Source organism: Streptomyces sp. NPDC091281 (assembly GCF_044757425.1).
Lineage (GTDB): Bacteria > Actinomycetota > Actinomycetes > Streptomycetales > Streptomycetaceae > Streptomyces.
Map to the genome: position 1 here is coordinate 118,276 of NZ_JBIVUY010000010.1, position 19,397 is coordinate 137,672.

A 19,397-nucleotide genomic window follows, 5' to 3' on the forward strand; every position below is an offset into this window, starting at 1 on the left:
GCGTGCCGTGAGGTGCGCGGGGAGGCAGCCGACCGGTCCGGTGCATCACGCAGAGCATCCACAGCACACACCGACCGTGCGCCGCACCCCCGGAGGACCACAGCAGGATCCCTACGCGCAGCAGCCCCAATTACATCAGAGAGAGCATCAGTTGCACGGGGAGACCGGACAGAGATTCGAAACGGTGGGGTCCGGGCTCGCGGGGGTGGCGGTGACGGCGGTGCCCCGGCCGACGGCGTGCCGTCGGCCGTTGACTCACCGCCCTCACCCCTCTAGTCTGAAATAGAACTAGTCAAGAAACGTAACTAGAGAGCGAAGGTGGTTACGGTGCCCACGGCGGATTCCACGCCGGGATGGCTGCGCGGCGTACTGCCCTTGGCGCTCGCCGCGGTGCTGGCCGGTGGCGACCAGCACGGGTACGCGCTGGTGCAGCAACTGGCGGCCCACGGTTTCGGCACCGTCCGCGGCGGCGCGCTGTATCCGGTGCTCGGCCGGATGGAGAACGACGGCTTGGTGGAGGCGCGTTGGGAGCCCGGCGAGGGCGGCCCCGGCCGCAAGGTCTACCGGCTCACCGACGCGGGACACGCCCGACTGCGCGAGGACACCGCCGGCTGGCGGCAGTTCTCCGACGCGATGGACCGGCTGCTGGCCACGAACGTGAAGGAGTCCTCGTGACGAACGCATTCGCCCGATGGGACGCGCAGATGCGGCTGGAGCTGGCGGCGGCGTCCGTGGACAGGGCCACCGCCGACACGGTGCTCGCCGAGGTCGCCCAGCACTGCGCGGAGAGCGGCGAGACCCCGGAGGAAGCCTTCGGCACGCCGAAGGAGTACGCCGTGGCGGTGGTGCGTGAGCGTGTCCCGGTCGAGGAGCGCGCCCGCCGGGACCGGGACGGCCTGACCCGCGCGGACGACGTCTTCGCCGCCCTCACGACGACCGGCGTGACCGCCCTGCTCACCGGCGCCTACCTGTGGATCTCCACCGGCATCATGCCCCCGCTGACCGCCGCCGGCCTGGTCGGCACCACGTTCACCGCCGTCGCGCTCCCGAGCGCCTCCCTGGCCCTCACCGTCTCCCGCCACCGACTCCGCACCGCGGCCGCATGGGCAGTCGTGGCCCTTGTGTCGGTCGTGAGCGCGGCGGTGGCGTTCACCACCCTCCCCACGACCGACTTCGGCCGCTTCCCCTCCCCCGCCCTGTGCGCACTGGGCATCGCCCTCCTCTGGTCGGCCACGCGCACCGGACCGACGACCGAACGATGACCGACGACCGACGACACTCAATGATGAAGGAGCCGGCATGAACCGTCAGGAGCACAGCCGCAGCGAGTTCAGGAACGAGGACTGGCTGCGCGACCTGCCCCGCCTGCTGGAGGAGCGGAACGGCATACCGCGCGCGCGAGCGACGGAACTCACCACCGAGGCCGCCAACCACCTGATCGCCACGGGCCGTTCACCGGTCGACGAGTTCGGCCCGGTCGAGGTCTACGCGCTGAAGCTCGCCGAGCAGGAGAAGACCCCCCGCGTACGGTGGTGGCTGCGCGACGACGTGCACAGGTTCGTGATCGGCGCGATCCTCGCGATCTACCTGGTGCAGAACATCGTCACCGACGGCCCCGTCTGGCAGACCGCCCTGGCCGCGACCGCCCTGGCGATCGACCTCACCCTGATCACGACGGACCGCCTGCGCAAGCGCCGGTAGCCGCACGCATGTCCCGCGCGTCACGACTCCCCCGCCCCCGCAGACCGCAACATCACCGCCGCCATCACCGCCGTGCCGATCAGCACCACCGTCGCGGTGATCGCGACGATGGTGAAGCCGTGGTCGTAGGCCTGTCGGGCCGCGTCGAGGACGGCGTCGGCGGTGGACGACGGGAGGCGGGCGGCGACGTCCTCGGCGGCGGAGAAGGATTCCTCGGCGTGGGACCGGTCCGCCGTGGTGAGGCCCGCCACGTCGGGGAGGCCGGTGCGGTAGACGAGGGCGAGCACCGTGCCGAGGACGGCGACGCCGAGGCCCGCGCCGAGTTCGAAGGACGTCTCCTGGATGGCGGCGGCCTCCCCGGACCGTTCGGGCTGGGCGGCGCTCATGATGGAGTCGGCGCCCAGGGTCATCACGATCCCCGCGCCGTACCCGGCGCCCAGCAGCGGCAGCAGGAGCAGCCCGTAGTGCGCGGTGTCGCCCACCGCCGCGATCGCGGCGTAAGCGGCGGCGAACAGGACCAACGCCCCGGTGAGCGACCAGCGGTTGCCCCGGCGGGCCGACACCCAGGGCGCGGTGACCGCGCCGACGGCGTTGGCGGCGGCCAGCGGCATCAGGGTGAGCCCCGCGCGCAACGGCGAGTAGTCGCCCACCTGTTGGAGCCACTGGGTGAGGAAGAAGAGGAGGGCGACGTAGCTGCCGAAGCAGCCGATGACGCACAGGGTGGCCGTGGTGAAGCGGCGTTCGGCGAACAGGGAGAAGTCCAGCAGCGGTTCGGCGAGGCGTCGTTGGCGGCGGACGAAGACGTACAGCAGGGCGGCCCCGCCGAGCGCGGTGACGGCGATCACGGTGTCCACCCCGGCATGTTCACCGGCCTGCTTCAGCGCGTAGACCACGCCCGCGAGTCCGGTGACGGACAGCGCGACGCTGGCCACGTCCCAGCGGCGCGGCACCGGGTTCTTCGACTCGGGGATGACGCGGGCGCCGACGGCCAGGATGACGACGATGACGGGGACGTTGACGAGGAACACCGCGCCCCAGCCCCAGTGTTCGGTGACGATCCCGCCGACGAGCGGGCCGATGGTCGCGCCGACGCTGTGCGCGGAGGTCCAGACGCCGATCGCGAGGGCCCGTTCCCGGTCGTCGGTGAAGACGACGCGGATGATCGCCACCGTCGACGCCATGATCATCGCGGCGGCGACGCCGAGCGCGGCGCGGGCCGCGATGAGTTGACCGGTCGACGCCGAGAAGGCACAGGCGGCCGAGGCGAGACCGAACGCGGCGAAGCCGCTCAGCACCATCCTGCGCCGCCCGATGCGGTCCCCGAGCGTCCCGCACGTCACGAGGAGGGCGGCGAGCGCCAGCGAGTACACGTCGACGATCCACAGCAACTGGGCGGCGCTGGGACGCAGTTCGCGGCTCATGCTCGGTACGGCGACATGCAGCACGGTCAGGTCGATCCCGCACAGCAGGAGACTTCCCGAGACCACGGCGAGGACCAGCCGGCGTCGGTTCGGTGCGGTGGATTCGCCGGTCGTCCGCGGCGGTGCGGACACGTCCCTGTTCAACATATCCTCAGTTTCCGTACGTAAAGACGCGGGCCGCAAGTACGGTCATTCGTGTCCCCTAGTACCACTCGGTATACCAATGGAGGTCAGCGGTGCGTTCCGCGGTCGAAGAAACGCCGGATCACTGCTCGGTCGAGTTAGCCATGGAGATTCTCGGCGGCCGGTGGAAACTCGCGATCCTGAAACAACTGGTGCCGGGCTCGCTCCGTTTCGGAGAACTGCGGCGGGCGCTGCCGCCGATCACCCAGCGCATGCTGACCCGGCAGCTGAGGGAGCTGGAGGCGGACGGCCTGGTGACCCGGACCGTCCACCGCGAGGTGCCGCCCCGGGTGGACTACACCCTGACGGACGTCGGCCACAGCCTGGACTCCATCACCGAGGAACTGGACAAGTGGGGCCGCTGGTACCGGGAGACGGTCCGCCGCCCCGCGTAGCACCGGACCGACCTCGGCAGCGTGCCGGAGGACGGCTTCGGCAGCATGCCGGACAGATCGCGCCGACCGCGGGCCGCAGGTGTACGCATCGGCACGGGCCGGCCGAGGATCACGGCGACCAGCACGGAAAGCCGGCCGTCGGGGAGGAATTCACGGTTGACGCCGTCCTCGCCGAATCCGTTCATCGGTCCGGCGGCAGGGCCTGCCGCTTTCACGCCGACAAAGAAATACGTGGCTTGCAACGCGCCGTTGAGCAGTAACACGCATTCCCGGAGAACGGGGTCGCGCGTGAACAGGTCGCTCACCCCGGGAAATAGGGGAAACTCTTCGGGAAGTCTGCGGTGGAATTCCCGGCCGACGGCCAGGAGTGCGGTCAGGGATGCCCGGAGTGTCTTCTCCCGGTTGCCCCACGCCAGGTGCACGACGAGTCGTGCGCGGCTGCCGGGCGAGCCCTGGGGCGTGGGGCTCGCCCCGCAGGCGGGAGAAAGGTGAGGTCAGAGGCCCGGCCAGGCGAGGCCGACAGCCTCCTCGGTGAGGCTCCACAGCCGTCGGCCGGTCGCCGCGTCGAGCATCCGCGCGGTGGGCCGCTCCAGGACCGGTCGCCCCCGGCTGCGCGCCAGCCGGGGTCCCCACAGTTGTCCCCCGGTCACCTCCGGGTCGAGGAGGGCACGGACCGCGGGCCAGGCGGCGGCGTCCTTGCCCTGCACGAGCGGGGCGAGCGGGGCGGCCTTGAGGAACGCGGCGGCCCGGCGGACGTGGACGGGCGGACGGGACGGGGTGAGCCCGTCCAGCGCGCCACCCGGGTGGGCGACGACGCTGGCGACGGGGCTGCCCGCGGCCCGCAGCCGTCGGTCGAGTGCGAAGGCGGACGTCATCTGCGCGAGCTTGGACCGCTTGTAGACCTCGAAGCCCCGGTAGGGCCCGGCCGCCGACTCCAGGCGCTGCCGGGCGCCGGGGCCGTCGAGGTCCAGCCGTGCCGAGCGGGCGGCGACGCTGCCCATGGTCACGTACCTGCTCCCGGCGGCCATCAGGGGCAGCAGGAGCGCGCCCAGGGCGAAGTGCCCCAGATGGTTCGTGCCGAACACCAGCTCGTGCCCGTCGGCCGTCTCGCGCCGGGTCCGCTGCTTCAGTACGCCCGCGTTGAACACGGCCCCGTCGAGCGGGGTGCCGTCGAGCGCCGTCACGGCCGCCCGTACGGACGTCAGGTTCGCGAGGTCCAGGACGAGGGGGCGCAGCCTGGCCTCGGGCACCCGTCCGCGGATCGTCGCGGCGGCGGTCGACAGCCGGTCCGCCGTACGGCCCGCGAGGACGATCTCGGCGCCCGTGGAGGCCAGTTGCTCGGCGATGAAGTACCCGATGCCCGAGCCGGCCCCGGTCACGAGGTAGGTCCTGCCCGCGCGGTCCGGGAGGTCGCGGACCGACCAGGCGGGGTTTCGTGCCCCGTACGCCCTCCGCACGGCGCTACCAGCGGGCGGCGAGGTAGCCGCCGTCGACGGGGAGGACGACGCCGTGGATGTGGGCTGCCTCGTCGCTCGCGAGGAAGACCACGGCGTCGGCGACCTCCTCGCCGGTGCCGGGCCGCCCGTCGGGCTGGCCCGCGGTCAGGTCGCGCAGCATGCCGTGGGCGGGGGCGTTGGCGGGGGTCGTCGTGGGACCGGGGGCGACCGCGTTGACGCGGATGTTCCGGCCCGCCAGCTCGGCGGCCCAGGAGGCGGTGAGGGAGTGCAGGGCCGCCTTGGTCGCCCCGTAGAGGGCGGCGACGGCCATGCCGGTCTCGCCGTTGACCGACCCCATGTTGACGATCGCGCCGCCGGTCGCGGGCATGTGCGGGACGAGGGCCCTGGTCAGCAGGGCGGGCGCCTTGACGTTGACGGCGAGGGCCCGGTCGACCAGGTCCTCGTCCACGTCGAGGAGGGACTGCGCGGGGATGAGCTGGGCGGCGTTGTTGACGAGCAGGTCGATCGGTCCGTCGGCGGCGAGGGCCGCCGCGCGGGCCAGCTCCTCGACCGCGGCCGCCCCCGCGGCGAGGTCGGCGGGCACGAAGCGGGCGCCGCCGCCCGCCGCGGTCACGGCGTCGACGACCGAGGCGCCCTCGGTCTTGTCGCGGCCGGTGACGACGACGTACGCCCCCTCGCGGGCGAGTGCCTCGGCCACGGCCCGGCCGATACCGGAGGTCGAGCCGGTGACGAGGGCGCGGCGCCCGGCGAGGCGCTGACGGGTGAGCGATGTGGTGGTCATACAGAGATCCTCGGAAGGTCAGCGAAAGGGGGGACCGGGGTGGGCGGTGTCCGCCCGCTCCAGTGCCTCCGACCTTCCTCCGCCATTTTTGGACTTGCAAGTCCAAAAATGAGAGGGCGAAAATGGTCGCATGGCAACACCGAAGGGCGAGGCGACGAAGCGGCGCATTCTGGACGCCGCGGTGGACCTGCTGATCGCGGGCGGCGCGGCCCGGCTGAGCCTGGACGACGTCCTGCGCACCACCGCCACCAGCAAGGGCCAGCTCTTCTCCCACTTCCCCGGCGGCAAGGACGAACTGCGCCGGGCGGCCACCGAACTCCAGGTACGGCGCCTCGTCGACCACGGCACTCCGGGCCCCCTGGCGACCTGGGACGACTGGGAGGCCTGGTTCGGCCAGATCATCGCCCTGCACGTCCGGCAGACCCGCGAGGACGCCTGCGAGGTCGCCGCCCTCGCCGGCCGCGCCCTGGACGCCGACCCCACCGAACGCGCCCTGATCGGCCGCGTGTTCACCCAGTGGGACACGGACCTGCGCGAGCGCCTCGACACCCTCCGCGCGAACGGCCTGCTGCGCTCCGACGCCCCCGTCGACCAGCTCTCCTCCCTGATCATCGCCGTGCTCCAGGGCGGCGCCGTCATGGACAGGGCCACCGCGAACACCGCCCACCTCACCCACGCCCTGCGCCAGACGATGACGCTGCTACGGGCTTACGCGGCCGACGGGTGAGGATGCGCTATTTGACGCTGCCCGCGGTGAGTCCGGATCGCCAGTGGCGCTGAAGCAGGAGGAAGGCGATCACCAGGGGGAGGAGCGCGAGCAGGGAACCGATCACCATCAGCGGGTAGTAGTCGGGGTTGATGGGGGCGGCGGCGTTCCAGCTGTACAGGCCGAGGCTGAGCGGGTAGAGCGACTCGTCGGACAGCATGACGAGCGGCAGGAAGAAGTTGTTCCAGATCGCCGTCAGCTGGAACAGGAAGATCGTCACATAGCCGGGTGCCATCATCCGCAGGCCGACCGAGAAGAAGCTGCGCAGCTCGTTAGCGCCGTCCACCCGCGCGGCCTCCAGCACCTCGTCCGGCACGTACGAGGCGGAGAACATGCGCGCCAGGTAGACGCCGAAGGGGTTGAACAGCACCGGGATCAGGACCGACCAGACGGTGTCGGCGAGGTTCAGGTCGGAGGCGAGCAGGTACATCGGCAGCGCGAGCACCGTCGCCGGGACCATGACGGAGATCAGGATCAGCGCGAACAGCGGGCCTTTGCCGGTGAACTCGAACTTGTCGAACACGTACCCGGCGGAGGTGCTGATCAGCGCCCCGACGGCCGCACCGCCGACCGCGTAGAGCAGGCTGTTGCCGTACCAGCGCAGATACGCGCCGTCGTCCTGCGCCAGCAGCGTCTTCACGTTGTCGAAGAGGGCGAAGTGGGACAGGTCGAAGAAGTCCGAGGCGAACAGCGCCTCCGCGTCCACGGCGGACGCCATGAGCAGCCAGAGCAGCGGCAGCAGCGCGTAGAGCGCGCTGACACCGACGACGAGGTTGGCCGCGGCCGGGCCGGTCCAGCCGCTGCGGCGCGGGCCGCGGGTCGGGCGCGGGGCGGAGGGCGAGGGTGCGCCGGACGCGTCCGGCGCCGACGCGTGGGGGCGGACCGACGTACTCACGGGCGGGCCTTTCCCGAGGGGGTGACTCGTGTGCGCTGCCGGGTCGACCCGCGGGTCACCGCGAAGGACAGGGCGCAGCAGACGATCAGCAGGAGGACGGAGGCGGCCGAGGCCAGGCCGTAGTTGTTCCGGGTGAACGCCGCGTCGAAGATGTACATGTTGGGCGTGTAGCGCGGGCTGACCAGCGGGGTGGCTCTCGCCAGCAGCATCGGCTCGGTGAACAGCTGGAGCGCTCCGATGGTCGTGAAGATCGCCACCGTGCCGAGGGTGCCCCGCATCAGCGGCACCTTGATGGTGAGCGCCGTGCGCACCGGACCGGCGCCGTCCATCGCGGCGGCCTCGATCAGCTCGGGCGGGATGGCCTTGAGCGCGGCGAAGAAGATGACGGCCGTGTAGCCGAGGCCGCTCCACATCGCGATGTTCACGAGTGACGGGATGATCATCGTCAGGCCGAGGAAGTCCACCGTGATGTCGAGGCCGTGGAGGGCGTCCAGCACGGGAGAGATGCCCGGCGTGTAGAGGTAGAGCCAGATGACCGTGGCGATGATGCCCGGCACCGCGTGCGGCACGAACAGCAGCGTCTGCGTCAGCTGCCGGGCCCGTATCAGCCCCGAGTCGAACAGCAGCGCCAGTACGAGCGCCCCCAGCAGGACGAGGGGGATGAACACCAGCGCGTACAGCAGGGTGATGCCGACGCCGCGGACGAAGCTCGGGTCGGAGAGGACGGCGGCGTAGTTGCGCAGTCCGGCGAACGAGGTGTGGGCGTTGCCGAAGCCCAGGCCGTGGTGGGAGGTCGAGAAGAAGCTCAGGTGGACCGCGTACAGCGTCGGGGCGACGAAGACCGCGAACAGCAGGACGCCGAAGGGCCCCAGGAGGGCCGGGACGGCCAGGCGCCGAGGGCGGTGGGCACGGCGGGAGTCGGTGGCGGTGCTCATGCTTGCCTCACAGAAAGGCCCAGGCTGCGCAGGTCGGGCAGCGTCTCGGATTGGGCGGTGCGCAGCGCCTCGGCGATGGTGGTGCCGTGTTCCAAGCGGGCCAGCCCCTGGTGGAGCGAGGTCGCGGTCGCCTGCATGCGGGGACCCCACGTCCAGCCGGTGCGCAGCAGCCGCGCCTGCTTCTCCACCAGTCCGTAGAGGTCCTGGCCGCCGTAGAACGCCGTGTCGAACTGGCGGGCGGCGTCCCGCACCAGGTGCGCGTCGGCGGGCAGGATGCTGGAACGGCCCCCGGAGAGGCGGGCGGTGATCGCCTCGGGCGAGGTCGTCATCCACTCCAGGAACCGCATCGCGCGTTCCTTCTTGTTGCTCCCGGCGGTGACGGAGTGCACGGAGACCCCGTCGGTGCCCACGAGGTCCCGGCCGCCGTCCCAGCGCGGGAGGGGGGCGACGCGCCAGCGGCCCGCGGTGCCCGGTACGGAACGGACCAGGGCGGCGAGCCCCCAGGGGCCGACGAGGTGCGAGGCGACCCGCCCGCCCGCGAGCGCGGACAGCCACTGCTGGCTGGAGCCGGGGGCGAACATCAGCAGGTCCTCGTCGACCAGGCGCTGCCAGTATCCGGCGACCCGCCGGGTCGGCTCGTCGAGGAAGTCCAGCACCCAGGTGTCGTCCTCGACGGCGAACCACTGCCCGCCGCTCTGCATGGCGTGCCCGGCCAGCACGTTGTACGCGTTGGGGTGGAAGGTCGCGAGGTCGACGCCCGCGTCCCGCTTCAGCCGGCGGGCGGCCTCCTCGAACTCCTCCCAGGTCGCGGGCGGTTCGATCCGGTGCCGGGTCAGGATGTCCTCCCGGTAGGCGAAGAGCATCGGGCCGAGATCGACCGGAATGCCGTACGTCCGCCCGTCCAGCACCCCGTTGGTCCACGCCTGGGGGCCGAGCCGCTCGCGCAGACGCGGGGTGACGAGATCGGTGACGTCCGCGCAGACGCCGTCGATGGCGAAGGACGGCAGATCGGCGTCGACCAGCGTCACGATGTCCGGCGCGTTTCCGGCCCGCGCGGCGTTCGACAGCTTCGCGTTGCCGCCCGCGAGCCCGGAGGTCATCGGGGAGAAGTCGACCGGGTCGTCCGGGTGCCGCTCGTTCCAGGCGCTGACCAGGGTGTCCGTGCCGCGCAGCGCGGACCACAGGGTCAGCGGGCCGTCGGGATCGCCGCGCCCGGCCGCCGCGCCACCCGCGCAGGCGGTCGCGGTGGCTCCGGCCAGAGCGGTCCACATTCCCGCGGAGAGCAGGCCCCGTCTGCCGAGCGCCGGCCTACCCATGGCGGACACCCGGGGCGGGCACGGTGACGGTGGGACGGAAAGGACGCATGGGAAACCCCTTTTCGTGGGAGGTGGTGACGGGAGGTCCGGCAGCCGAGAGCCTCAAAGACGCGGAGGCCGCTCAGGCGTGCGCGCAAGTGACCTGCGCGGGTGGGTGGTTGGCCGTGGGTGGGTGGTTCGGCGCGAGAGGGCGCGTAGAGGTGCCGCGTCAGGCGGCGGTGTCGAGGACCTGGTGGAAGGCGGCGAGCGCCTCGGCGAGGGGGGCCGCCTCGGGGTGCCAGGCGCGCTCCCATTCGAGGCTGATCCAGCCCTGGTGACCGAGGCGGCGCAGTTGCGCCAGCACGTCGCCGAGCGGCAGCACGCCCCGGCCGGGGAGGACCGGCCGCAGATCGGTGGGTGAGGCGACGTCCTTGAGCTGGACGTGGCGCAGCCAGGGCGCCAGCAGCGCGGCGGTGCGCTCCGGGCTCTCGCCCGCCCGCCACGGGTTGACAGCGTCCCACACGGCCCCCACGGCGGGTGAGCCGACGGACTCCAGTACTCCGGCCACCTCGGCGCCGGTCAGGAACACGTCGTGGGTCTCCAGCGCGATGCCGACCCCGGCCGCCTCGGCGACCGGCGCGGCCCGTGCCAGATGGCGCACCGCCCGCTCCCGCCGCTCGGCCGGGTCCCCAGCGCCGCCGCCGAGGACCCGCACCTGCCCGGCGCCGAACCGGGCCGCCAGGGCGATGTGCCGGACCAACCGGTCGACGACGTCGGGCTCGTCGGCGGCGACCTGGACGTACGAGGCGAGCACCGGCACCGCGAGCCCCGCTCGCCGCAGCGCTCCGGCGATCCGGTCCGCCTCCTCCGGGTCCAGGTCCGGATGGACCGACTCGCCTTCGGTGCAGCGGAGTTCGACGCCGGAGCAGGGGCCCGCGCGGGCCAGCCGGATCACCTCGTCCAGGTCGGCGCCGGGGCAGCCCAGGGTGCTGAACGCCCGCGGGTTCACGGGGCCACCCGCTCGTCGGCGACCTCGACCTGCCGGCCCCGCGCGGCGGAGTCGTACACCGCGAGCGCGGCGGCCACGACGCTGCGGCCGTACGCCCCGTCGACGTAGTCGCCGGCGCCGCCGCGCGCCGCCGTCACGAAGCCGCGCAACTGGTCGCGGAAGGCCTGCTGTTGATGGCCCGGGTCGGCCCCGAGGAGGTGGGTGGCCCGTCCGCCGCGGAGCACGAAGAGGCCTTCGGTCGCCGAGATGCGCAGCGTGGCCTCGTCGAGCACCACCTCGGTCTCGTCGACGTAGGGCATGCCCCGACTGGTCAGCGCGAGGGTGGCGTTGATCCCGTTGCCGAGTTCGACCAGTGCCAGGGCGTCGGTCTCCACGTCCAGTCCGGGACGCCCCCGCACGACCCCGCTGACCCGGCGGACGGCGGAGCCGGCGAACAGCTGGATGCGGTCGATGCCGTGGGTGCCGACGTTGAGGACGATGCCGCCGCCGGCGACCGCCCGGTCGAAGAACCACGGTGGCCGGGAGCCGGGTTCGTAGTGGGAGGAGCGCCGGTGCGTGAGCAGCAGGGGCTGTCCGTACCGGCCGGAGGCGATGAGCGCGCGGGCCTCGCGGACGACGGGATCGAAGTGGATGACGTGGGCGACCGCGAGCAGCGTCCCGGCCTCCGCGCTCGCCCGCGCCATCAGGGCGCAGTCCTCGTCGGTGGTGGCCATCGGCTTCTCCACGAGGACGTGGAGTCCGGCGCGCGCGGCCTCGACGGTGAGCGGGGCGTGCAGGGCGTGCGGCGCGGCGATCACGACCGCGTCGAGGCCCGCCTCGGCGAACATGGCCCGGTGGTCGTCGTAGGCGGGCACGGCGGCGGTCTCGGCGAGCGACCGGGCCGCGCGACGGTCGGTGTCGCAGATCGCCGCTATCTCGAGGCCGGGGGCGCCGACGGCCGCGCGCACGTGCGCGGCGCCGACGCCTCCCGCGCCGAGAACGCCGATCCGGAACCGGCGGGCGGGCGGGGCGGGGGGCATGGAGATCTCCAGGAGAGGCGGGGTGAGACGGGGTGAGGTGGAGCGGGGCGGACGGCGGAGGGGAGGTCAGGGGTCGCGGGGCGCGGCGCCGCAGGACGCGCGGACGATGAGGCGCGGCTGGACGTCGATCCGGTGGGAGACCGCGCCGGGGCCGAAGTCCATGCGGCGCAGCAGCAGTTGGGCGGCCAGCGCCCCGACCTCCTCCTTGGGCGGCGAGACGGCCGTCAGCGGGGTGTCGCCCACGTCGGTCACCTCGTCGTCGTACGCGACGACGGCGAGGTCCGCGGGGACGGACAGGCCGTGCCGCCGGGCCGCCACCACCAGAGCGGCCGCGTCCCGGTCGCCGTGGCAGAACACCGCGGTGACGCCCGCGGCCGCGCAGTGCCGGGCGTAGGCGGCGATGCCCTCGGGGGTCCACAGCTCCGCGCGGGCCACCGCGCCGTCCACGACGTCGGCGCCCAGCAGCGCCGCGGCCTCGTCGAAGCCCCGGGCCACGGCGTCGGACGTGCCGGTGCGCAGCCGCCCCAGATGACCGATGCGTTCGTGGCCGAGCGAGCGCAGATGGCGTACGGCCAGGCAGACACCGCCCGGATGGTCCGTCGCCACGTAGGAGGTGGGATCGTCCGGCGCGGGGGCGGGCGGACGCCGCTCGACGAGGACGTACGGCACGGTGAGCCGCCGCAGATCGTCCACGTGGTCCTGCGGCGCGTCCAGCAGATGGAGGTTCGGCACGAGCAGCAGCCCCTGGACGCCGCTGTCGAGCATCGCCCGCACCTCGTCGCGTTCGGTGTCCGGGTCGTACTTCGAGGAGGCGAGGACGACCCCGACGCCCGCGTCCCGCAGCACCCGCTGGATGCCGTCGACGACCCGCGGATAGTAGTACGTCGTCGACGGGACGAGGACGCCGACGAGACGGCGGCCCGCGGAGGGACCGGCGTCCTCCGGTGCGGTCTCGACGGGCGGCGCGACGAACGTGCCCGCCCCCTGCCGCCGTTGGACGATGCCCTCGTCGACGAGTTCGCCGACCGCCCGGCGCAGGGTGTTGACGCTGACGGCGAGGGTGTCCGCCAGCTCCCGCTCGACGGGCATGCGGGTTCCGGGCGCCCAGGAGCCGCTGCTGATCTCCCTGCGCAGCCGCTCGGCGACTTGCAGGTATTTGGGCCCGCGAAGGAATGAATCCTTCTCCTCTGCCGATTTCATGCCGGTGAGATTGCAGCAATCAACCTCTTGCGTCAACCACTTGGCGGTGCTTTCGTAACGTCAGCTTCAAGAAATGCAGAAATTCATTCCTTTTGAGGGAATGAATTGGGCGGGAGAATGCGATGCAGGAAATCCGGAGCGATGTCCCGGATCTCGACGTGCCAGATCTCGATGTGTCGGATCTCGATGTGTCGGATCTTGAGGAGGAACTGGGCCGACCGGGACCGGGGTTGGTGACCGAGGCCGCCGACTGGCCCGGTGACGTGGTGGTCCTGGGGGCCGGGGGCAAGACCGGGACGGGCATCTCGTCGATGGCCCGCCGCGCCCTGGACGCGGCGGGCCGGGACGACGTGAGGGTCCGGGCGGTCTCCCGGTGGACGGACCCGCGGGGTCGGGCCGCGCTGGAGACGCTCGGCGTCCGCACCGTCGCCGCCGACCTGTCAGACACCGCCGCCGTGGACGCCCTCCCGGACGCGGCCGTCGTGATCCACCTCGTCGGCGCGAAGTTCGGCACCGCCTCCGCTCCCGAGCAGGCCTGGATGACCAACACCGTGCTGCCCGCCTTCGTAGCCCGCCGCTACCACGACGCCCGCGTCGTCGCGCTCTCCACCGGCAACGTCTACGGAATGACCGCCCCGGTCACCGGCGGCTCGCGCGAGAGCGACGCCCCCCGCCCCGTCGGCGACTACGCCGTCACCTGCCGGGGCCGGGAGCAGGTCTTCACCCACGCCGCCCGCGAGCGGTCCACGCCGGTCGCCCTGATCCGCCTCAACTACGCGGTGGAACCCCGCTACGGCGTCCTCGCCGACCTGGCCCGCACCCTGCTCGCCGGGCACGCCGTCGACCTCGGCGCGGGCGCGGTGAACGTCGTCTGGCAGCGGTACGCCAACGAGGTCGTCCTGCGCAGCGTCCCGCACGCGACGGCACCCGAACCGTTCGTCCTCAACCTGACCGGACCCGAGACGGCAGGGGTGCGCGCCCTCGCCACCCGGCTGGCCCACCACCTGGGCGTCGCAGCGGAGTTCACCGGCGAGGAGCCCGCCACCGGCCTGCTGGCCGACGCCACGCTCTGCCACACCCTCTTCGGCTACCCGGACCGCACCCTCGGCCAACTCCTCGCCCTCCAGGCCCGATGGATCGCCGAGGGCGGCGAACTCTGGGACAGGCCGACCAAGTTCGAGCGACGGGACGGCCGGTTCTGATGCGCGCCACGACACCGCCGACGACCCGCGCGCCGGGACGGGAGGGCGAGGTCTGATGCCCGCCGCACTGGCTCCCGAGACCGCCGCACTCCTGCACCGCGGAACCGTCGTCCCCGCCCACCCCCTCGCCCTCACCGCCGGACGCAGGCTCGACGAACGGCGCCAGCGCGCGCTCACCCGCTACTACCTGGAGGCGGGCGCCGGAGGAGTGGCGGTGGGCGTGCACACCACCCAGTTCGCCGTCCGCGACCACGGACTCCTGCGCCCCGTCCTCGAACTCGCGGCCGAGGAGAGCGCGCCCACCGCCGCCGAGCGCCCCTTCCTGCGGATCGCCGGGGTCGCCGGACCCGTCCGCCAGGCCGTCGAGGAGGCCGCCACCGCCCGCGCACTCGGCTACGACGCCGTCCTCGTCTCACCCGCCGGACTCCCGCACGCCGGACTCGACGACCTCCTCGACCGCAGCGCCGCCGTCGGCGAGATCCTCCCCGTCATCGGCTTCTACCTCCAGGAAGCCGTCGGCGGCCGCGAACTGCCCCGCGCCTACTGGCGGGCCCTCGCCGACCAGGAGTCCACCGTCGCGGTCAAGGCCGCCCCCTTCGACCGCTACCGCACCCTGGAACTGGTCCAGGGCGTCGCCGACTCCGACCGGGGAGCCGAGGTCGCCCTCTACACGGGCAACGACGACACCATCGTCGCCGACCTTCTCACCCCGTACCACGTGACCACTCCCGGCGGACCCGCCGTCCGCCGCTTCGTGGGCGGGCTGCTCGGCCACTGGGCCGTCTGGACCCGCTCGGCCGTCCGGCTGCTGGCCGACGTCCACGCCGCCGACCGCGGGGACGAACGGGCCCGGCGGCGGGCGCTCGCCCGGCTCGCCGGGGACACCGACGCCAACGCCGCCGTCTACGACGTCCGCGGCGGCTTCGCCGGTGTCATCGCGGGCGTCCACGAAGTACTGCGCCGCCAGGGCCTGTTGAACGGCACCTGGTGCCTCGATCCCGCGGAAGGCCTCTCGCCCGGACAGGCGGAGGAGATCGACCGCGTGCACACCACGTACCCCTGGCTCGCAGAGGAGGACGCGTTCGTCGCCGGTGCCCTGCCGCGCTGGCTCGCCTGACATCACCCCGCACTCCCGACCCCACAGGGAAGAGGAAAGATGAAGAAGAAGACCCTGCTCCTGACCGCCGCGACCGCGCTGCTCGTCCCCGCCGCCGTCCTGGCACCGCAGGCCACCGCCGGAGCCGCCCCCGCGACGAAGGCGGCGACGTACAAGTCCAACACCTTCGAACGCCCCGCCGCCGGCACCAACTACCCCCTCGGCCAGTGGGCCGCCGACGGCTGGACCGCCCCCTGGCAGCAGGGCATGGAGACGCGGGCCCGCATCGACAACTCGACCCCCGCGCACGGCGGTTCCAAGTCCCTGCGCGTCCACTACCCCAAGGGCAAGATCGGCCCCGCCGACTCCGGGGCCCAGGCCCCCTTCACCCTCACCAAGGCGCGCGAGTACTACCTCTCGTTCTGGGTGAAGTTCAGCGGCAGCTTCAGCTGGGGCACCACCGAGTACGCGGGCAAGGTCGGACTCGGCCTCGCGGGCGGCGCCTCCTGCTCCGGCGGACAGGTCTGCGACGGCACGAACGGCTTCAGCTCCCGCATGATCTGGCGCCAGAACAACGGCCAGGCGGCCGTGTACTACTACCACATGGGGCACGCCGGACAGTACGGCGACTACGCCGTGCTGAAGAGGAACGGCGCCGACATCCACTGGCCCAGGAACCAGTGGGTCAACGTCGCCCAGCGCGTCAAGGTCAACACCGTCACCGGCGGAAGGGCCAACGCGGACGGCGAGATCGAGGTCTTCTACAACGGGACGTCCGCCGCCAAGGTGACCGGCCTGCGCTTCGTCACCAACAACGACCAGGTGGACCGGGCCTACTTCTCCAGCTTCGCGGGCGGCGCGACCCCCTCCTTCGCCCCGAACAACGACACCAGCTACATCTGGTACGACGACCTCAAGGTCTCCACCCGACGCGGCGACATCTGCGAACTCGGCTCCTGCGCCTGACCCGCACCCCGCCGGGCGGCGCGAGCACCGCGCCGCCCGGCACCGCCGCCCCCTCACCCCGGAGCCCGACCGTGCCCGTCACCCCCTTCCCCGCCCCGCGCTCCCTGACGACGACCCCCGGTGGCGCGGCACTCGACGCGCCGGTCCACGTGCGCGCCGACCCGGCCCTCCCGCCGCAGGGCTACCGCCTGCGCACCGGCCCCGGCGGCGTCACCGTCGACCACCGCGACGCCCCCGGCCTGCGCTACGCCCTCGCCACCCTCGACCAGCTCCGCGCCGACCGCGCCTACACCGCCACCGGCTACGACATCAGCGACCACCCCGACTTCCCGGTCCGGGGATTTCTCCTCGACATCAGCCGCGACCGCGTCCCCACCCGCCGCACCCTGGCCCGCTGGATCGAGATCCTCTCCCTGGCCCGCTACACCCAGCTGGAGCTGTACGGCGAACACACCTACGCCTTCCGCGACCACCACGAGGTCTGGCGGGACGCCTCCCCGCTCACCGCCGACGACCTCCACTGGCTGGACGCGCGCTGCGCGGCCGCCGGCATCGAACTGGTCGCCAACCAGAACACCTTCGGCCACATGGAGCGCTTCCTGCGCCACCCCCGCCACGCCCACCGCGCCGAGAACCCCGACGGCTTCGAACGCGGCGGGGTCCACCGTCCGCCCAGCACCCTGCGCCCCACCGACGACAACGCGGCCTTCGCGAACGCCCTGGTCGGGGAGGTCGCCCGCGAGATCCGCTCCCGGCGCCTCAACATCGGCGCCGACGAGCCCTTCGAACTCGGCCGGGGGCGCTCCGCGGACCTGGTGGCCGCGCGCGGTGTCGGCGAGGTCTACTTCGACTTCGTCACCCGGCTGATGGCGCCCTGGCTGGAGTCCGGGCACACCGTCGAGTTCTGGGCCGACGTCTTCGCCGACCACCCCGAGCTGATGGACCGGGTCCCGCCCGGAGCCGTGCCGGTGGTGTGGCAGTACGACGGGCCGCGCCTGCTGTCCGAGGTCATCGACGGTGACACCCCCGAGGCCCGCACCTGGCAGCGCCTCGGCGCGGACCTCGACAACCTCCGCGGCGGGTTCCGTTCGCGCGGCAAGCCGCTCTCCGACGCGGGCGTGCCGTTCTGGGTCGCCCCCGGCGCGAGCAACTGGAACTCGGTCCTCGGCCGGATCGACAACGCCGTCGACAACATGCTCGACGCGGCGGGCACCGGCCTGGAGAACGACGCCGAGGGATTCCTGCTCACGTCCTGGGGCGACCACGGCCACTGGGACGCCCCGTCGGTCGCGTACGGACCCGCGGTCTTCGGCGGCGCGGTGAGCTGGTGCCTGGAGGCGAACCGGGACCTCGACATCGCCGCCGTCCTCGACGAGCACGTCCTGCTCGACGCGGCGCGCCTGACCGGCGGCGTCCTGACGCGCCTGGGCCGGGTGCACCGCGACCTGGGGGTGCCGCTGCTCAACGGCTCACCGATCGCCCGCGCCCTGTTCCCCGACCCCGCCGTCCCCCTGCCGTCCCTCCCGACGCCGGAGGCCGCGGACCGGGTCGCCGCGACGCTCGCCGCCTGCCGCGACGACCTCGCCGCCGCCGACCCCGCGGCGGGTGACGGAGAGGTGGTGCGGCGCGAACTCCAGCACGCCATCGCCCTCGCGGAGTTCGCCGTGGACGTCCTGCGGGCCCGCGCCGCGATCAGGACCGGCCCCGACGCCGGTACCGCACCGGGCACCGGCACGGACGCCGACGCCGACGCCGTCGCCCCGTCGACCGCGCGCCGTCTGCTGCGCCGCATGGAACCCCTGCTCGCCGAGCAGCGCGCCTGCTGGCTCCTCAGGTCACGGCCGGGCGGACTGGACGACAGCATCGGCGAACTGGACCGGCTCCGCCACCAGCTCCAGCGGGCGGCCCGCGCATGACCGGCGGAACGGCACCCGCGCACACGCGGCACGAAGCCGACCCCGCGGCGGTGCGGCGCTGGCTGGCCGGCCTCCGCGGACAGCCCGCCGGGCGGGTCCCCGACCCCGTACCGCCCTCCCCCACCGGGCTGAGGCAGCGGCTGGCCCTGCTCGCCGTCCCCGAGGCGGACCGCGAGCGGCTGTGCGCCGAGATGCCGGGGCCCGACCGCGACCCCGCCGTGTGGGAGGCGCTGATCCGCTGCCACCAGCGCCTCTTCGCCGCCCCCGCGGACGGCGCGGACAGCGCGGAGGGCACAGATGGCGCGGACGGCACGGCTGCGCTCGACTGGCCCGACGCCCCCGCCGCCCTCGGCGCCACCGGGCGGTACTTCTACGCCCACCTGTTCGTCCTCGCGCTCCCTCTGGCGCTGGAGCGGCAGCACCGGCTCGGTGTCCCGGACGACGTCGTCGGCGCCACGTTCGCCGACCTCGGGGCGAAACTCACCTCCTACCGGCTCGCCCACGGCACCGGCGGTTTCGACCGCCAGCGGTGGATCGCCCGGCACTTCCGCGGCACCCTGCACCGGCTGGGGCGCCTCCAGTTCGACCGGGCGGTCCTCGACGCGGACGCCCACGGCGGTGACGCGGCGGCCTCGGGCGGCCCCGCCCACGGGGACCCGGTCCTCCAGGTGCACATCCCCGGGGACGGCCCGCTCTCCCGCTCCGCCTGCGACGCGTCGTTCGCCGCCGCCCGGCACTTCTACGCACGGCACTTCCCGGCCACCCGCCACGCCCGCGCCACCTGCAGCTCCTGGCTGCTGGACCCGCAGCTGGCCGAGCACCTCGCGCCCGAGTCCCGCATCCTCGCCTTCCAGAGCCGCTTCGCCCGGTTCGGAGCCCGCCCGGTGTGCGACGACGACGTCCTGGAGTTCGTCTTCCACCGGCCGCCGGGACGGGCCGACCTCGGCCGCCTGCCGCAGGGGACGGCGCTGCAACGCTCCCTCGTCCGGCACCTCCGCGCCGGAGGCCACTGGCACCTCGCCCACGGCTGGACAGCCCTGCCCTGACCGGCGCCACGGAACTCCGAGGCGGCCCGGCGGCAGGCGGACCCGTACCCCTCAGGACCCGTACCCCCTGAGAGGTACGGGTCCTGGGAGGTACGGCCCCGGAGGGTGCCGTCC

19 protein-coding genes are annotated in these 19,397 nt (G+C 73.2%); 10 read left to right on the forward strand and 9 right to left on the reverse strand.

The annotated features are described in order from the left end of the window. The first annotated feature begins 327 nt into the window (after nt 1-327). Genes ACIQPQ_RS25015 through ACIQPQ_RS25025 form a run of 3 tightly spaced genes read left to right on the forward strand, consistent with a single transcriptional unit; the run spans nt 328 to nt 1,701 of the window. The gene (locus tag ACIQPQ_RS25015) at nt 328-675 is read left to right on the forward strand and encodes a PadR family transcriptional regulator (protein ID WP_383781342.1); all 348 of its coding nucleotides are present in this window, start codon (nt 328-330) and stop codon (nt 673-675) included. After that, on the forward strand, nt 672-1,262 hold the full coding sequence (locus ACIQPQ_RS25020; RefSeq protein WP_401307428.1) for a hypothetical protein: 591 nt from the start codon (nt 672-674) through the stop codon (nt 1,260-1,262). Before ACIQPQ_RS25015 ends, ACIQPQ_RS25020 begins: the two co-directional genes overlap by 4 nt. A 37-nt stretch (nt 1,263-1,299) precedes the next feature. Further along, complete coding sequence (locus ACIQPQ_RS25025) at nt 1,300-1,701, forward strand: hypothetical protein (protein ID WP_401307431.1); 402 nt, start codon at nt 1,300-1,302, stop codon at nt 1,699-1,701. Nucleotides 1,702-1,721: 20 nt separating this feature from the next. On the opposite strand, the gene ACIQPQ_RS25030 is transcribed toward ACIQPQ_RS25025, so the two are convergent. Then, nucleotides 1,722-3,254: an MFS transporter gene (locus tag ACIQPQ_RS25030; protein WP_401307434.1), complete on the reverse strand. Its 1,533-nt coding sequence runs from the start codon at nt 3,252-3,254 to the stop codon at nt 1,722-1,724. Nucleotides 3,255-3,409: 155 nt separating this feature from the next. Between ACIQPQ_RS25030 and ACIQPQ_RS25035 the strand changes: the two genes are divergently transcribed. Further along, on the forward strand, nt 3,410-3,700 hold the full coding sequence (locus tag ACIQPQ_RS25035) for a winged helix-turn-helix transcriptional regulator (RefSeq protein ID WP_401307437.1): 291 nt from the start codon (nt 3,410-3,412) through the stop codon (nt 3,698-3,700). A gap of 494 nt (nt 3,701-4,194) precedes the next feature. Here ACIQPQ_RS25035 and ACIQPQ_RS25040 read toward each other — a convergent pair whose 3' ends face one another. Both ACIQPQ_RS25040 and ACIQPQ_RS25045 read right to left on the reverse strand, forming a co-directional pair. Next, nucleotides 4,195-5,157 carry an SDR family NAD(P)-dependent oxidoreductase gene (locus tag ACIQPQ_RS25040; protein WP_401307440.1) on the reverse strand — a complete coding sequence of 321 codons (963 nt, stop codon included), beginning with the start codon at nt 5,155-5,157 and terminating at the stop codon, nt 4,195-4,197. Between the two features lie 4 nt (nt 5,158-5,161). After that, on the reverse strand, nt 5,162-5,938 hold the full coding sequence (locus tag ACIQPQ_RS25045) for an SDR family NAD(P)-dependent oxidoreductase (RefSeq protein ID WP_401307443.1): 777 nt from the start codon (nt 5,936-5,938) through the stop codon (nt 5,162-5,164). 130 nt (nt 5,939-6,068) lie between these two features. Between ACIQPQ_RS25045 and ACIQPQ_RS25050 the strand changes: the two genes are divergently transcribed. Then, on the forward strand, nt 6,069-6,665 hold the full coding sequence (locus ACIQPQ_RS25050) for a TetR/AcrR family transcriptional regulator (RefSeq protein WP_401307446.1): 597 nt from the start codon (nt 6,069-6,071) through the stop codon (nt 6,663-6,665). Nucleotides 6,666-6,672: 7 nt separating this feature from the next. Here the strand turns inward: ACIQPQ_RS25050 and ACIQPQ_RS25055 are convergent, their stop codons facing one another. The 6 genes from ACIQPQ_RS25055 to ACIQPQ_RS25080 form a co-directional block, all read right to left on the reverse strand. After that, nucleotides 6,673-7,599 (reverse strand): carbohydrate ABC transporter permease, encoded by a 927-nt coding sequence (locus tag ACIQPQ_RS25055; RefSeq protein WP_401307448.1) that lies wholly within the window; start codon nt 7,597-7,599, stop codon nt 6,673-6,675. Next, nucleotides 7,596-8,534, reverse strand: a complete 939-nt coding sequence (locus ACIQPQ_RS25060) for a carbohydrate ABC transporter permease (RefSeq protein WP_401307451.1) — start codon at nt 8,532-8,534, stop codon at nt 7,596-7,598. Before ACIQPQ_RS25060 ends, ACIQPQ_RS25055 begins: the two co-directional genes overlap by 4 nt. Beyond that, nucleotides 8,531-9,850, reverse strand: coding sequence for an ABC transporter substrate-binding protein (locus tag ACIQPQ_RS25065; protein ID WP_401307454.1), 1,320 nt, complete (start codon nt 9,848-9,850; stop codon nt 8,531-8,533). Before ACIQPQ_RS25065 ends, ACIQPQ_RS25060 begins: the two co-directional genes overlap by 4 nt. 208 nt (nt 9,851-10,058) lie before the next feature. After that, on the reverse strand, nt 10,059-10,838 hold the full coding sequence (locus ACIQPQ_RS25070; RefSeq protein ID WP_401307458.1) for a sugar phosphate isomerase/epimerase family protein: 780 nt from the start codon (nt 10,836-10,838) through the stop codon (nt 10,059-10,061). Then, on the reverse strand, nt 10,835-11,857 hold the full coding sequence (locus ACIQPQ_RS25075) for a Gfo/Idh/MocA family protein (protein ID WP_401307461.1): 1,023 nt from the start codon (nt 11,855-11,857) through the stop codon (nt 10,835-10,837). The genes ACIQPQ_RS25070 and ACIQPQ_RS25075 overlap by 4 nt, the downstream gene beginning before the upstream one ends. Before the next feature lie 66 nt (nt 11,858-11,923). Continuing rightward, complete coding sequence (locus tag ACIQPQ_RS25080; protein ID WP_401307463.1) at nt 11,924-13,057, reverse strand: GntR family transcriptional regulator; 1,134 nt, start codon at nt 13,055-13,057, stop codon at nt 11,924-11,926. A 122-nt stretch (nt 13,058-13,179) separates the two neighbouring features. Here ACIQPQ_RS25080 and ACIQPQ_RS25085 point away from each other — a divergent pair, with 122 nt between their 5' ends. From ACIQPQ_RS25085 to ACIQPQ_RS25105, 5 genes are all read left to right on the forward strand, one after another. Then, complete coding sequence (locus tag ACIQPQ_RS25085) at nt 13,180-14,259, forward strand: NAD-dependent epimerase/dehydratase family protein (protein WP_401307466.1); 1,080 nt, start codon at nt 13,180-13,182, stop codon at nt 14,257-14,259. 55 nt (nt 14,260-14,314) lie between these two features. Beyond that, entirely contained in the window at nt 14,315-15,376 is a 1,062-nt protein-coding gene (locus ACIQPQ_RS25090; protein ID WP_401307469.1) for a dihydrodipicolinate synthase family protein, read from the forward strand. 39 nt (nt 15,377-15,415) lie between these two features. Beyond that, nucleotides 15,416-16,321 carry a polysaccharide lyase gene (locus ACIQPQ_RS25095; protein ID WP_401307472.1) on the forward strand — a complete coding sequence of 302 codons (906 nt, stop codon included), beginning with the start codon at nt 15,416-15,418 and terminating at the stop codon, nt 16,319-16,321. A 71-nt stretch (nt 16,322-16,392) separates the two neighbouring features. Further along, complete coding sequence (locus tag ACIQPQ_RS25100) at nt 16,393-18,237, forward strand: glycoside hydrolase (RefSeq protein ID WP_401307475.1); 1,845 nt, start codon at nt 16,393-16,395, stop codon at nt 18,235-18,237. Beyond that, on the forward strand, nt 18,234-19,283 hold the full coding sequence (locus ACIQPQ_RS25105) for an acyltransferase domain-containing protein (RefSeq protein WP_401307478.1): 1,050 nt from the start codon (nt 18,234-18,236) through the stop codon (nt 19,281-19,283). Before ACIQPQ_RS25100 ends, ACIQPQ_RS25105 begins: the two co-directional genes overlap by 4 nt. Nucleotides 19,284-19,397 lie beyond the last annotated feature (114 nt).

Excerpts from the sequence above, each read along its gene's own strand:
- ACIQPQ_RS25025 (WP_401307431.1), top strand. The coding sequence starts at position 1,300 with ATGAACCGTCAGGAGCACAGCCGCAGCGAGTTCAGGAACGAGGACTGG.
- ACIQPQ_RS25035 (WP_401307437.1), top strand. The coding sequence starts at position 3,410 with ATGGAGATTCTCGGCGGCCGGTGGAAACTCGCGATCCTGAAACAACTG.
- ACIQPQ_RS25045 (WP_401307443.1), bottom strand. The coding sequence starts at position 5,938 with ATGACCACCACATCGCTCACCCGTCAGCGCCTCGCCGGGCGCCGCGCC.
- ACIQPQ_RS25050 (WP_401307446.1), top strand. The coding sequence starts at position 6,069 with ATGGCAACACCGAAGGGCGAGGCGACGAAGCGGCGCATTCTGGACGCC.
- ACIQPQ_RS25060 (WP_401307451.1), bottom strand. The coding sequence starts at position 8,534 with ATGAGCACCGCCACCGACTCCCGCCGTGCCCACCGCCCTCGGCGCCTG.
- ACIQPQ_RS25065 (WP_401307454.1), bottom strand. The coding sequence starts at position 9,850 with ATGGGTAGGCCGGCGCTCGGCAGACGGGGCCTGCTCTCCGCGGGAATG.
- ACIQPQ_RS25075 (WP_401307461.1), bottom strand. The coding sequence starts at position 11,857 with ATGCCCCCCGCCCCGCCCGCCCGCCGGTTCCGGATCGGCGTTCTCGGC.
- ACIQPQ_RS25080 (WP_401307463.1), bottom strand. The coding sequence starts at position 13,057 with ATGAAATCGGCAGAGGAGAAGGATTCATTCCTTCGCGGGCCCAAATAC.
- ACIQPQ_RS25085 (WP_401307466.1), top strand. The coding sequence starts at position 13,180 with ATGCAGGAAATCCGGAGCGATGTCCCGGATCTCGACGTGCCAGATCTC.
- ACIQPQ_RS25090 (WP_401307469.1), top strand. The coding sequence starts at position 14,315 with ATGCCCGCCGCACTGGCTCCCGAGACCGCCGCACTCCTGCACCGCGGA.
- ACIQPQ_RS25095 (WP_401307472.1), top strand. The coding sequence starts at position 15,416 with ATGAAGAAGAAGACCCTGCTCCTGACCGCCGCGACCGCGCTGCTCGTC.
- ACIQPQ_RS25105 (WP_401307478.1), top strand. The coding sequence starts at position 18,234 with ATGACCGGCGGAACGGCACCCGCGCACACGCGGCACGAAGCCGACCCC.